This is a genomic window from Paludibaculum fermentans (assembly GCF_015277775.1).
Classification (GTDB): domain Bacteria; phylum Acidobacteriota; class Terriglobia; order Bryobacterales; family Bryobacteraceae; genus Paludibaculum; species Paludibaculum fermentans.
This window is the reverse complement of the sequence record NZ_CP063849.1, coordinates 8621744-8635421: the sequence shown is the minus strand read 5'-3', so window position 1 is coordinate 8635421 and position 13678 is coordinate 8621744. Positions and strand designations below refer to the sequence as shown.

At 65.5% G+C, this 13678-nt stretch carries 10 protein-coding genes; 3 read left to right on the top strand and 7 right to left on the bottom strand.

Going from position 1 to position 13678, the window contains the following annotated elements; genetic code table 11:
• Positions 1-4: 4 nt before the first annotated feature.
• From IRI77_RS34295 to IRI77_RS34280, 4 genes are all read right to left on the bottom strand, one after another.
• Positions 5-2533, bottom strand: a complete 2529-nt coding sequence (locus IRI77_RS34295) for a circularly permuted type 2 ATP-grasp protein (RefSeq protein WP_228486469.1) — start codon at positions 2531-2533, stop codon at positions 5-7.
• Between the two features lie 65 nt (positions 2534-2598).
• Positions 2599-5934 (bottom strand): transglutaminase family protein, encoded by a 3336-nt coding sequence (locus IRI77_RS34290; protein ID WP_194449426.1) that lies wholly within the window; start codon positions 5932-5934, stop codon positions 2599-2601.
• A gap of 112 nt (positions 5935-6046) precedes the next feature.
• On the bottom strand, positions 6047-8272 hold the full coding sequence (locus tag IRI77_RS34285) for a xanthine dehydrogenase family protein molybdopterin-binding subunit (RefSeq protein ID WP_194449425.1): 2226 nt from the start codon (positions 8270-8272) through the stop codon (positions 6047-6049).
• Positions 8262-8756 carry a (2Fe-2S)-binding protein gene (locus IRI77_RS34280; RefSeq protein ID WP_194449424.1) on the bottom strand — a complete coding sequence of 165 codons (495 nt, stop codon included), beginning with the start codon at positions 8754-8756 and terminating at the stop codon, positions 8262-8264. Before IRI77_RS34280 ends, IRI77_RS34285 begins: the two co-directional genes overlap by 11 nt.
• Before the next feature lie 232 nt (positions 8757-8988).
• Between IRI77_RS34280 and IRI77_RS34275 the strand changes: the two genes are divergently transcribed.
• The 3 genes from IRI77_RS34275 (at position 8989) to IRI77_RS34265 (ending at position 11231) form a co-directional block, all read left to right on the top strand.
• A complete protein-coding gene (locus tag IRI77_RS34275) occupies positions 8989-9720 on the top strand; it encodes a hypothetical protein (RefSeq protein WP_194449423.1) in 732 nt (243 codons plus the stop codon).
• Between the two features lie 90 nt (positions 9721-9810).
• On the top strand, positions 9811-10245 hold the full coding sequence (locus IRI77_RS34270; protein WP_194449422.1) for a DUF6526 family protein: 435 nt from the start codon (positions 9811-9813) through the stop codon (positions 10243-10245).
• Complete coding sequence (locus IRI77_RS34265; RefSeq protein WP_194449421.1) at positions 10242-11231, top strand: glycoside hydrolase family 5 protein; 990 nt, start codon at positions 10242-10244, stop codon at positions 11229-11231. The genes IRI77_RS34270 and IRI77_RS34265 overlap by 4 nt, the downstream gene beginning before the upstream one ends.
• Here the strand turns inward: IRI77_RS34265 and msrA are convergent.
• From msrA to IRI77_RS34250, 3 genes are read right to left on the bottom strand one after another with little or no spacing between them, the layout of a single operon-like run.
• The gene (gene msrA / locus IRI77_RS34260; RefSeq protein WP_194449420.1) at positions 11208-11759 is read right to left on the bottom strand and encodes a peptide-methionine (S)-S-oxide reductase MsrA; all 552 of its coding nucleotides are present in this window, start codon (positions 11757-11759) and stop codon (positions 11208-11210) included. The two genes, IRI77_RS34265 and msrA, sit on opposite strands and share 24 nt — an antisense overlap.
• A gap of 16 nt (positions 11760-11775) precedes the next feature.
• Positions 11776-12618: a 3-keto-disaccharide hydrolase gene (locus IRI77_RS34255; RefSeq protein WP_194449419.1), complete on the bottom strand. Its 843-nt coding sequence runs from the start codon at positions 12616-12618 to the stop codon at positions 11776-11778.
• Positions 12619-12657: 39 nt separating this feature from the next.
• On the bottom strand, positions 12658-13677 hold the full coding sequence (locus tag IRI77_RS34250; RefSeq protein WP_228486468.1) for a TolB family protein: 1020 nt from the start codon (positions 13675-13677) through the stop codon (positions 12658-12660).
• Position 13678: the final 1 nt, after the last annotated feature.

The following is a 13678-nucleotide window of genomic DNA, read 5'->3' as shown; positions in this document are numbered from 1 at the left end:
TACCTCAGAAATGCCGCAACTGCTGCGACGGGATGGCGTGACTGAAATAGCTGCTCGACAACACGCTGGAAAGCGCCCGGATCTCCGCCGCCAGACGGTCCATCAGGGTCTGCAACCCGGTCCACTCGCCCCGCCCGTCGGCCTCCATCAACTTGCCGGTCTCCGCCAGTTGCACGCTCGACAACAGGCTCAGGATCAGCCGCGACTCCGGACTCTTCCGCGACAATGACCCGCTGTCCGGCAGGTGCGCGATGTGCTCCGACAGCCGCGCGAACTGGAACGCCACCGACCGCGGATTCGCCTCGTCGCAAAGCAGCAGGTCGATCACCAGGTCGGACTGCATGGTCGTCAGATACCGCGACCGGTAAGTGATCGAGCTGTCCGCAATCTCCAGCAGCTTCGCCAGCCGCCCGCTCTCGTCATTCACCTTGTTGCCCAGCCCGTGCCGCAGCACATCCAGCAACTGCGAGGCGCGCTCAATGCGCCGGCCGATGTCGAGAAAACGCCAGCCCTGGCCGCGCGTCATGCCGTCCATCACCAGGCCGCTGAACGCCGCCAGCGTGATGATCGATTGATCCAGCAGGTCCGTCGCGCCCAGCAGATGAAACGGCTCTGCCGGCCGCCGCGTGCAGAAGTCGTTGTCCAGCCGGTTCAGGATCCGCCACGCATCCGCCGAAATACGGTCCCGCAGCAGCCACGCCAGCCGCCGCGCCTCGTGCACAATCCGCCCAATGCTGTAGCGTCGGTCCGAGTCGAAGATCATCGACACCAGGTCGGCATTCACCACCGGGGCTCCGCCGGCCTCCGCCGGATCGCGCACAAAGTGCAGCGCCGTCAGGATCCCCACCGCCGCCTGCAGGCCCGTTGCCGAAGCCGCATCCGTCTCCTGCGACAGCAGCGGCAACGCACTCCGCGCCAGGCGCACCGTCGAGTCCACCCGCTCCATATAGCGGCCCAGCCAGAACAGGTTGTCCGCCACGCGGCTGGGCAGGTCGAATGTGGCCCGGCTCACTTCCAACGTCTGGCTGGAAGGCTTCAGCAGGCTGAACTCCTTCTCCTGCCCGCGGCCCAGCACCCACGTATCCTTGCTGCCGCCGCCGCGCTGCACCGATACCACCATCGTGTCCAGCGACGACGACACCCGAGTCAGCCCGCCCGGCATCACCTTGTAGCCGCCGCCCGAAGGCACCGCATACACGCGCATCACCAGGTGCCGCGAGTGCAGCCCTTCCTCGGTCCAAACCGGCACCGTCGACAGCGCCACCTGCTCCTGCGCCACGAACTGATAAGGCGTCGCCCGGATCCGCGCCGCCAGCTTCTCGCGCTCCGCCGCGCTGATCTTGCCGCCGAAGATCGGCTCCTGCGGCGACCCCGGAAACGCCTGCTTCACCACCAGCCGCGCCAGGTTCTCCGTCACGTAGGCCAGCGGCTTCTCCTGCCCGCACCACCAGTTCGCCACCGAGGGCATCTTGAGCTCTTCCCCAAGAATCTGGCGGCTCAACCCGGGCAGGAACGGCGACAGCGCCGCCGTCTCAATCGCTCCGCTACCCAGCGCATTGGCGATCGCCACGGTACCGGCCCGCACCGCTTCCACCAGCCCTGGCACGCCCAGCATCGAATCGCCGCGCAGCTCCAGCGGATCGCAGAAGCCGTCATCCTGCCGCCGCAGGATCATGTCCACCGGCAGCAGGCCGCCCAGCGTCTTCAGGTACACCCGCCGGTCGCGCACCGTCAGGTCTCCGCCTTCCACCAGCGTGTACCCCAGATACCGCGCCAGGAACGCGTGCTCGAAATAGGTCTCGTTGTAAGGGCCCGGCGTCAGCAGCACAATGCGCGGGTTCTCGCGATGCCCCGGAGCCAGGCTCATCAGCGTCTCGCGATACGACAGGAAGAAGTTCGCCAGCCGCCGCACATAGGTCTTCCGGAACAGGTCCGGCAGCGTGCGCGTCGAAACCAGCCGGTTCTCCAGCGCATAGCCCGCGCCCGAAGGCGACTGCGTGCGGTCCGACAGCACCCACCACTGCCCGTCCGGCGATCGCGCCAGGTCGGCCGCATAGAGGTGCAGGCGGATGTCGCCCGGCACCTTGATGCCGTGGCAGCTCCTCAGGCATCCGGGATTGGCGTATACCAGCTCCGGCGGCAGCAGCCCTTCGTTCAGCAGCCGCTGCGGCCCGTAGAGATCTTCCAGGATGGAGTTCAGCAGGCTCGCCCGCTGCGCCACCGCCGTCTCGATGCCCGCCCACTCCTGCGGGTCGATGACCATCGGCACCGGATCCAGCGGCCACGGCCGGTCTGTGCCGTGCGGATCTCCATAGACGTTGTAGGTGACACCGTTGTCCCGGATGAGCCGCTGCGCTTCTTTCCAACGGCTGGCCAGGTCCTCAGGTCCGGAGGCTTTCAGCGCGTCCATCAGGGCACGCCAATGCAGGCGCATCGCGCCCTGCGGCGTCGCTAGTTCGTCGTAATATCCTTCGTTCGGCGAGTAGTCCCAGCCTTGGGCGACACAACTCCCCTTCTCTTTCGGACCCTGCAACCTGACCTCCGCCAAACGTCTTGCGGTGTATTAGTGAAATTCTGTCACATTTCGGTGGCCGGCGATCACCGCGCGTAAGGGCTCCGCCTCAAATCCAACGTATACGGGAACTGCGCGTTCGTCTCCAGCATGGGTGCCTGCATCGGTCCGGGCGTGTGCCCAAACCGAAAGAACCGTGCCGCCCGCCGCGATTCCGCCTCCGCCGCGTTCACCGGGAACGTCACATAGTTGCGCCCGCCGGGATGCGCCACATGATAAGTACACCCGCCAATCGACCGGCTCGACCACAGGTCCAGCAGGTCGAAGATCAGCGGCGTATGCACCGGAATCGTGGGGTGCAGGCACGAGGGCGGCTGCCATGCCCTGTACCTGACGCCGGCCACAAATTCGCCTTCCGTGTCCGTCGGCGCCAGCGGCACCCGCCGTCCGTTGCAGGTGATCACATGCCGGTCGCCAAACAGCCCGCGCACCTTCACCTGCACCCGCTCCAGCGACGAATCGACATAGCGCGCCGTCCCGCCGCCGCCCGGCTCCTCGCCCAGCACATACCAGGGCTCGCCAGCCTGGCGCAGCTCCACCTCGACACCCGAATGGACCACTGTGCCGATGGCCGGGAACCGGAACTCAAAGTGTGGAGCGAACCACGCATTCTCCACCGGATACCCTCTCATCCGCAGTTCGGCCAGCACATCCTCGAAGTCCAGCGCCAGGAAGTGCGGCAGCATGAACTTGTCATGCAACTGAGTGCCCCAGCGCGCCGGCCGCCCCATATAAGGCTGGTTCCAGAAGCGGGCCACCAAGGCCCGGATCAGCAACTGCTGCATCAGGCTCATGCGCGAATGCGGCGGCATCTCGAAGCCGCGCATCTCCAGCAGGCCCAGCCGGCCCGTCGCCGTCTCCGGAGCATACAGCTTGTCGATGCAGAACTCGGCCCGGTGCGTATTGCCCGTCACGTCCACCAGCAGGTGCCGAAAGATGCGGTCCACCAGCCACGGAGGGCAATCGCCCTCGCCCGGCAGCGGGATCTGCGAATAGGCGATGTCGAGCTCGTACAGGCTGTCCTGCCGCGTCTCGTCAATGCGCGGCGCCTGGCTCGTGGGTCCAATGAACATCGAGGAGAACAGATAAGACAGCGAAGGATGGTTCAGCCAGTACCCGATCAAACTGCGCAGCAGGTCAGGCCGCCGCAGCATCGGGCTGTCCGCCGGCGTCGGTCCGCCCAGCACAACATGGTTTCCGCCGCCCGTGCCGGTATGCCGGCCGTCCAGCATGAACTTCTCCGTGCCCAGCCGCGACTGCCGGGCATCTTCGTAGATCCCGATCGTGTTCTGCACCAGCTCATCCCAGTTGCGGGCCGGAGGCGTGTTCACTTCGATGACGCCCGGATCCGGCGTCACCCGGATCTGGCTGATGCGCGGATCCTTGGGCGGCTCAGTGCCCTCGACAATCACCGGCGTCCCGCGCTGCGCGGCCGTGTCCTCGATCGCCGCCAGCAGTTCAACGTAGTCTTCCAGCGTCGTCACCGGCGGCATGAACACGTGCAACTGCCCGTCGCGCGGCTCCACGCAGATCGCCGTCCGGACGACCCATCCGGCCGACTCGCCCGGCTTTACCAGCTTCTCTGCCTCTTTGGACCGTGAGAAGTTGCTGCGCCAGTCGCCCTTCTGTTGTTGCGGGACCTGCGTGCCCTGGTATTGCCGCTCCGGCACGGGCAGCGGGTTCCTCGGCGCCATCGGATCCTGCGGCACCAGAAACGGCATATCCGACGGAGCCGCCCACGGCAGGCTCGGCAGTGGCAGCCGCAGCCCCACGGGTGAGTCGCCCGGCGTCAGCAGCAGCCTCTGCCCGCGCAGCAGCCACAACCCCGTCTGCCACTCCGGACCACTCTTGCCCGCCGCGCGCTGCACCGGCAGGACGAAGCCTACTGGGTGATTCAGCCCCCGTTCGAACACGCGCCGGATGCGGTCGCGCTCTTCGGCACTCTCCAGCCGGCTGTCCAGCGGATCCACGTTCACCGGCAACTGCCGTTCGCGCTGCAGGTAGTGCAGCGGGTCTTCGAATGCCGCATTGACGTAGTCGGGATCCAGCCCCAACCGCCGGGCCAACCGTTCGATGAAGTCGAAGGCGTCAGCCTCGTCGTAGCCGTGACTCTCGTCCTCGGCCGCAATCAGGCTCGGGTCCAGCCACATCGGCACACCGTCGTTGCGCCAGTAGCAGGTCAGCGCCCAGCGCGGCAGGCTCTCGCCCGGATACCACTTGCCCTGCCCGAAGTGCAGGAAGCCGCCCGGTGCGAAACGGTCGCGGAAACGCTTGATCAGCTCGCCGCTCATCTGCCGCTTGTTCTTGCCCAGCGCCTCAGTGTTCCACTCGGCGCCATCCATGTCGTCGATCGACACGAACGTCGGCTCGCCGCCCATCGTCAGCCGCACATCGCCGGCCTTCAACTCGGCGTCGATGGCATGACCCAGCGCTTCGATCCTCGACCACTGCTCTTCCGTATAGGGCAGCGTGACGCGCGGGTCTTCGTGGATGCGCCGCACCGACATCTCGTGCGTGAACTCCACCTCGCACTCGTCCACGCCCCCGGTCACCGGAGCCGCGGAGAATGGATCGGGGGACGCCGCCACGGGCAGATGTCCTTCGCCCGCGAACAGGCCCGAAGTGGGATCCAGGCCGATCCAGCCCGCGCCCGGCAGGTAGACCTCAGTCCACGCATGCAAGTCTGTGAAGTCCTGCTGCGGACCCTCCGGCCCTTCGAGCGGCTTCACGTCCGGCTTGAGCTGGATGAGGTAGCCCGACACGAAGCGAGCGGCCAGCCCGAGGCGCCGCAGCACCTGCACCAGCAGCCAGGCCGAGTCGCGGCACGAACCGCTGCGCAGGTCGAGCGTCTCCTCGGGCGTCTGCACGCCCGGCTCCATGCGGATCGTGTAACTAATCTCGTGCTGCAGCCGCTGGTTCAAGGCGACCAGGAAATCGATGATGTGGCACTTCGAGCGGTCGATTGCCGCCACATAGGCGTCCAGGTGCGGCTCGTCCGGCAGGGTCTCCAGGAAGGGCGTCAGCTCCTTGGCCAGCGATGGCTCGTAGGCGAACGGAAACTGCTCGGCGGCCGGCTCCAGGAAGAAGTCGAAGGGATTGATGACGGTCATGTCGGCCACGACATCGACCTCGATGGAGAAGTGCCGCACCGGCTCCGGAAAGACCACGCGCGCCAGGTAGTTGCTCTGCGGGTCCTGCTGCCAGTTGATGAAGTGCTCGCGCGGGCTGATCTTGAGCGAGTAGCTCTCCACGGCGGTCCGGCAATGCGGAGCCGGACGCAGCCGGATGATCTGTGGCGACAGCTGAACCAGCCGGTCGTAGTGGTAGACAGTCTTGTGATGGAGAGCGACTCGAATCGCCATGCGTACCCCTTCCCCTGTGCATCACACTGCCCCTGCCACGTGGAGGGAGTAAACCGATCCGGCCGGGGTTCTCTCACCCGGCCAGATCCAAATTATAGAGGAAGTAGGGGGCTCAGCGGATGGCCGCTGAACCGCTGTCGGGCTTACCCGCTTTCGCCCGCAACGGCAGGGCCCGCACAGGCTCGCCCGTCATGGCGAAAATCGCGTTGGCCATGGCCGGAGCCACCGCCATGATGGGCGTTTCACCCGCACCGGCCGGCTCCAGGTCCTTGCGCTCCACCAGCACCGTCTCGATCCTGGGCGTGTCCTTGAAGCGCGGCACGCGGTAGCGCGCGAAGCTGCCGTTCTTCAAGCGGCCATTCTCAAACAGGATCTCTTCCCGCAACGCCGCCCCGAGGCCCATCAGGATGCAGCCCTCCACCTGCAGCCGCAGGTTCTTAGGATTCAGCACGGGGCCGCATTCGAAGGCCTCGCAGATCTCGACCAGCCGGGGGATGCCGCTGGCGCGATCGAGTTCCACCTCGACGCACGCGGCTACGAAAGAGCCCTTCTCCGTACCGCAGGCCAGGCCGACACCGGTGTTCGGCTTCGTCTCCTTGCGGCGCTTCTGCCAGCCGAAGCGCTCGGCCGCGGCCACCAGCACATCCCGCAGGCGGCCGTTCTCGAGATGGGCCAGGCGGAACTCAAGAGGATCCTGGCCGGCCGCGGCAGCCAGTTCGTCCATGAAGCTCTCGCGGGCGAAGTTGTTGGCCGTGGCCGCCAGCCCGCGATAGGAACCGGAACGCAGCGGCGAATCCGCATAGACGAAGCGGGTCCTGGTGTTCGCCAGCTTGTAGGGAGACCCGATGGCCGAGGGGCCCGAGTTGTAGTTCGTGAAATCCCAGCCGGTCAACTGGCCCTTCTCGTCGAGGCCGGCTTCGATGTCAATCACGCCGGCCGGGCGGAAGTAGCCCCACATGAACTCCTCGGCCCGGGTCCAGCGCAGGGAAACCGGCTTGCCCGCTTCCTTCGCCAGGCGCGCCGCTTCGAGCGCTGCCTCGCCGGTGTGCTTGCCGCCGAAGCCGCCGCCAAAGTCCGGCACGATGACACGCACCTTCGACGGGTCGATGTGGAACGCCTGGGCGAGTTCGTCCCGCACGTCGAAGGGATTCGAGGTGCCGGTCCAGACGGTCAGGCTGCCATTGGTCCATTCGGCGACAGCAGTGCGCGGCTCCATCGGCGAATGGGCGATGTAGGGAACTTGATAGGACGCGCTCAGCTTCTTATTTGCCTGCTGCAGCCCGGCCTTCACGGACCCGCGCTCCTGCACCTGCGGCTGGCGGTCTCCGGCCGGTTTCTTCAGATGCGTGTACAGCTCGTCGCTGGAGATCTGCGGCTTGGCCACCCACTTCGCATTGGCCGCCAGGGCGGCAAGAGCTTTGCGGGCCGCATAGGACGTGGGCGCGGCGCAGGCTGCGAATTCGCCATCGCGCACGGCCACGACGCCGGGCAACTGCTTCGCGGTGTTCAGGTCGACGGAATCCAGGGTTGCGCCATAGGACGGCGGACGCAGCACACAGCCGTAGAGCATGCCGGGCCGCTGGATGCCGGAGGGGTAGGCGTGGACTCCGGTGATGATGTCGCGTGCGTTGACGCGCACCAGCGGCTGGCCCAGGGTCTTCCAGTTCGCCTGCGGCGTCAGGCCGGCGGTCTTGCCGCTGGCATCACCGCCGGATTTGGCCACCGGGAGCTTGGACTCGTCGGCTGGCCAGCGATCGATGGGCGGGATCAGTTCCGCAGCTCGCCTGGTCGCGTGGCCGCCGGCCTTCGCCAATTCGGCGTATCCCATGGTCTGCTTGCCGTCCGGGCTCTTCACGACACCGGCATCGATCTGGAGCTTGGAGCCGTCGACCTTCCAGCGCTCGGCGGCCGTGGCGAGCAGCAGGGCTCGGGCTTCGGCGGCGGCTCGGCGTACCAGCGGCACTGTGACGGGCGTGGAGCGGCTGCCGGCGGTGAGCCAGTCGTTCGGCACCAGTTGCGTATCGGCGAGCACCACTCGGACTTTGTCGACGGGCAGGCGCAGTTCTTCCGCCGTGGCGGCGGCGAACTCGGTCCGGGGCCCCTGTCCTTCTTCCACCTTGCCGGAGAGCACGGTCACGAAGCCGTCTTCCCCCAGGTGGATGCGGCCCGCGGTGGTCGCGGGTCCACTCTGCGCGCGGGAGAGGGCGGTGATCAGCAAGCCGATGCCGGCGCATTGCAGGAATACGCGCCGGTCACAGTGGAATTCGTAGTGGACCGGTTCCCGCAGCTCGTAGCGTTCCGGCTCGGCTGAGGCGATCCATTCGGTGCTATCCGGCATGGCCTGCTCCTTGTGTGTTCAGGGCGCTGAGCTTGGCCGCCAGGCGGACGGCGGTAACGATGCTGGGGTAGCAGCAGCAGCGGCAGAGGTTGTTGTTCATGCCCTCGGCGACCTGCTGTTCCGTGGGATGGGGTGTCGTCTTCAGCAGGGCCACGGCGGTGAGCATCATGCCGGAGGTGCAGTAGCCGCACTGCAGCGCACCCTCTTCGAGGAAGGCCTGCTGGACGGGGTGGAGCTTGCCGTTCACGGCGAGCCCTTCCACGGTCAGGACGGATTTGCCTTCCGCCAGCCGGACGGGCGTGACGCAGGACGGGACGGGCTTGCCATCCAGCAACACGGTGCAGGCGCGGCACTGGCCTTCGCCGCAGCCGTAGCGGACGCCGATGAGTCCCAGGTCCTCGCGCAGCACCTCGAGCAGCGGCCGGTCCGCTTCCGTCTCGATGCGTTGCGCCTTGCCGTTCAGGGTGAACTTGAAGGCCGGCATGTCCTAGCACCTCCTCGTCTGGTAGTTCTCATGGTGGCACGCCCGAGAGTTAATGCAAATCACAAAAGACTGGCTATCCAATGGAAGTGGCCAGCGATAGATGGGCGAAAGTTCGGCGATACCGGCTGGACGGGATGTAACCCTTTGAGCCGGAATTTGCGCCCAGTCTAACAAGCCTGCTTATCACTGGAGTGGGGGCTGACAGCGGCGATGTTTGCCGGGAATGCAAGGAATGAGAATGGTCTTTATCGGCAAATCAGCAGTACTGTGTACCCTCGCAGCGGCGTTCTCCATCGCCGCATACGGACAGGAAAGCGGCGCCCCCGCGGCTGCTCCGGGCGAAGCGCCCGCGGCCCCGGCGGTTGAAATCGACAAACGGGTCTTTGGGGTTCTACCCAACTACCGTGTCGCGGACGGCAACGCCCCCTTCTCGCCCATCACCACGAGGCAGAAGTTCGTGATCGGCGCCAAGGACTCGTTCGACAAGCCGGTGTTCCTGCTGGCCGGCTTCTACGCGGGACTGGCCCATCTGCAGAACTCCAATCCCTCGTTCGGGCAGGGCGCGAAGGGCTTTGGCAACCGCTATGTCCGGTCGCTGGGCGACACCATTATCGGCAACTTCATGACGGAGGCGGTCTTCCCCAGCTTGCTGAAGGAGGATCCGCGCTACTACATGCTGGGGCAGAACGGGAAGACCGGCAAACAGCGTTTCTTCTATGCCCTGAGCCGGGTGATGGTGACGAAGACGGATTCGGGCGGCAGCCGCTTCAACTTCTCTGAAGTCCTGGGCAATGGCGTATCCGTGGCTGCGTCGAACCTCTACTATCCGGAGAGCCGCACCTACTCGGCCAATCTCTCGAAGCTGGCGCTGCAGATCGGGACCGACGCCATATCCAATGTGCTGAAGGAGTTCTGGCCCGACGTGAAGCAGCGCATGCAGAAGAAGAAGGCCGCCAAGCCCTGATTCCTTCCGGCGGAGCACGCATCGTGCGATGCTGGATTGCTGAACGCGGGCTTGTCCCGCGCGCCGGGTATCCAGGTAGGAGGCTTCGTCTTGCAGGAACAGAGTTACGCCAAACACGCCAGAACCGTCCCGATGTACCACTTCGTGCTCTTCGGGATGCTACTGCTCACTCTCATCGGGTCGGGCGTGAACCTTTGGAAATCGATGGGCGATCACCAGCGCCTGTACAGCGCCGCGCTGATCCTGGTGATGAACGTCTGCATGGTGTTCATTGCCCTGTTTGCCCGCATCTTCGCGCTGAAGGCGCAGGACCGGGCGATCCGGGCGGAAGAGAATCTGCGCCACTTCGTACTCACCGGCAAGCTGCTGGATCCCAGGCTGGAAGCGCTGCAGATCGTTGCCCTGCGGTTCGCTCCGGATGCGGAGTTCGTCGCCCTGGCGCAGCTCGCGGCCGACAAGAACATGAGCCAGGACGACATCAAGAAATCGATCAAGAACTGGAAAGCCGACAACTACCGGGTGTGAGGATCGGGGTCAATCTCTCGGGCGCCGAGTGGGGCGAAGACCACCTGCCCGGCGTACTCGGGCAGGACTATGTCTTCCCCAGCGAGCGCAGCCTGCAGTACTGGGCGGAGCAGGGGCTGACACGACTGCGCGTGCCGTTCCGGTGGGAGCGTCTGCAACCCACGCCGGGCGGCCCATTGGACGAGCCCTATCTGGAACAGTTGGTGCTGGCGGCCGACCGCGCGGCCGCCGCCGGCCTTCAGCTCGCATTTGAACCGCACAACTTTGGACGGTACCGGATCGAGGGGACCGACTGGATTATCGACCAGAGCGACGGGCGGGGCCGCACGCCGGTGAGCCGCTATGACCTGGCGGATCTTTGGGTCCGCTTCGCGCACGAGTTGGGCGGGCACCGGGCGGTGTGGGCCTACGACCTGATGAACGAGCCGCACGACATGGGCGGCTCCGACTGGAAGCGGATCTCACAGTGCGTGGTGGTCGCCATCCGGGCGGCGGGCGACACGAAGTTGATCCTGGTGCCGGGCGACGGGTGGTCAGGCAGCGAGTGGTGGAAGCAACGGAACGGGCGGCGGGCCTGGATCGACGATCCGGCCGGCAACATCCTGTACGAGGCGCACTGCTACTTCGACGGGAACCGCGGCGGGCGCTACGAGCTCAGCTATGACGAAGAGGCGGCGAAGGACGGTGATCTCGCCACGGTGGGCCGGCGCCGGGTGACGCCGTTTCTGGACTGGTGCCGGGACAACGGGGTGGGTGGTATCGTTGGTGAGTTTGGGGTGCCCCATGCGGATCCGCGCTGGCTGCCGGTGATGGACGGGTTCCTGGATGCGGTTGCCGAGGCGGGGATGGATGCGTTCTACTGGGCCGCCGGCGAGTGGTGGCAGGACTACGCGATCGGGATTCAGCCGTCGCCGGACTATGCGGTGCACCGGCCGCAACTTGCGCGCTTGAAAGGCCAGATGTCAGGCGGGCTTGAGGAGAGCTGAGAACTTCCTGCGGAATTTCGCCACCTTGGGCGAGACCACAAATGTACAGTAGGGCTGCCAGGGGTGGGTGGCGAAGTAGTTGGTATGGTAAGCCTCGGCCGGCCAGAACTTTACGGCGGGGGTGATCTCGGTGACGATGGGGTCATCGAAGACCCCGCCGGCCGTCAGTTCGGCGAGGAAGGCGCGGGCCTCGGCTTCCTGTTCCGGCGTGTGATAGAAGATGGCCGACCGGTACTGCGTGCCGGCGTCGTTGCCCTGCCGGTTGAGGGTGGTGGGGTCGTGTATGGCGAAGAAGACCTCGAGGATATCGCGATATGACGATATGTTCGGATCATAGACGAGTTGCACCACCTCGGCGTGGCCCGTCTCGCCGGTGCAGACCTCTTCGTAGGTGGGCTCGTTTTCCGTGCCGCCCATGTAGCCGGAGGTGACGGAAATCACGCCGCGCATCTGGAGATAGACCGCCTCCAGACACCAGAAACACCCACCGGCCAGGGTGGCCGTGGCGGTGCTTGCGTCCAGGCTCATGGCGCCTCCGTTCGGGCTATTTCGAATCGTACGGCTTCAGCTTGCGGACCCAGATGTTGCGGAAGCGGGGCTTGGTGTCGTGGTCCTGGATGGACAACGGCTCTTCCGCCGCATGGGGTTCGTAGGGCCGGATGGTCCGGTGGGCCATCTGCCCGATGACTTCCTTGTGGTGATGCACCAGGACACCGTTGAACATGAGGGTGACGTAGGCCGGTTTGACCATGCGGCTGCCCTCGAATTTGGGTGCTTCCCAGAAGAGGTCGTAGGTGTTCCACTCACCGGGTCTGCGGATGGGGTTCACCAGCGGCGGCCACTGGCCATAGATGGCGCCCGCCTGTCCATCGGCATAGGTGGGATTGTCCCAGGAGTCCAGCACCTGCATCTCGTAGCGGCTCATGATGAGGATGCCGGAGTTGCCGCGCCATTGGGAGTCGCCGTCGATCTCGGTGGGGGCGCTCCACTCGATGTGGTACTGGGCGTCGCCGAACTTCTCCTTGGAAATGAGGTCGCCGGTGCCGCCGACGCATTCGACGAAACCGTTCTCCACCTTCCACTTAGCGGGCACCTGTTTGCCTTTGTTGGGGCCGGTGCCGTTCTGATACCACTGGGACAGGTCCTTGCCGCTGAACAGCACGATGGCATCGGACGGCGGGTCGCCGGGCCGGGGGCCGGGCGTCACCACGGAGGGCCGCGGACGGGCTATGTCGTGGACTTTCCAGGGTTGACCTGGCAGCACCGGCGTATCGGTATAACCGAGCGGGGAGGTGCGCCAGTTCTTTGGCTTTGGCGTGGGCTGCGGGGCAGCGGCCCACGCGGCCGGCGCCACCCCGGCGAGCGACAGAATGGTTCTTCGTTTCATGAGTGTGGCTGGCTGAGAGTTTATCAAAGCGCGCCGGCCCTAGTCTTTCCAGGCCGCGGTCCAGATGTTGAACTCGTAGCGCTGGGTGGTCTGATAGTCCGTGGCAAACACGAGGGTTTTGCCGTCGGGGGCGAATTCGGGGAAGGAGGTAAAACCACCAAAATTGGTGATCTGCTCCAGGCCGGAGCCGTCGGTATTGATGCGGTAGAGCTCGAACCGGCGGCCGTCGCAGTTGTGCTTGTTGGAGGAGAAGATGATCTGCTTGCCGTCGGGGGTGAAGGTGGGCGCGAAGGAGGCGCAGCCGAACTTCGTGAGCTGTTGCACCTTTTTGCCGTGGGCGTCGGAGAGGAAGAGCTCCATCTTCATCGGTTCGGTGAGGTTCTCCTTGAGGAGTTCCTTGTAGCGGGCCATTGCCTTGGCGTTGCTGGGATCGGTGGCGCGCCAGACGATCTGCTTGCCGTCGTGGGAGAAGACAGCTCCGCCGTCATAGCCTTCGCGCTTGGTGATCTGCTTCTTGCCGGAGCCGTCCGGTTTCATCTGCCAAAGCTCGAGGTCGCCCGAGGCGAGCGAGGTGTAGACGATCTTGTTCTGGGCGAAGTTCACGGTCGCTTCGGCGTCGTAGCCGGGGGTGGAGGTGAGTTTCTTCGGATTTTTGCCTGTGTCGTCAGCGACATAGATATCGTAGCCGGCAAAGACGCCCCAGACGTAGCCTTTGCTGCGGTCGGGCGGCGTGGGGCAGGCCTCGGCGGCCTCGTGGGTGGAGGCGTAGACGATGTGGCGGTTGTCCTTGAGGAAATAGGCGCAGGTAGTGCGGCCCTTGCCGGTGGAGACCAGGTGCTGATCGGAACCGTCGGCATTCATGACGAAGATCTGATCGCAGGCGTAGGGCTCGCGGGTGGTCTGGAAGATGATGCGCTTGCCGTCGGGGGCCCAGTAGGCTTCGGCATTCTGGCCCCCGTTGGTCAGTTTCTTCAGGTTGGTGAGGTGCGCGCCCTCGGGCGGAGCCTGCCCCAGCAACAGCGCCGCGGTGAGCGGCAGACACAGGTACAGCTTGTTCACT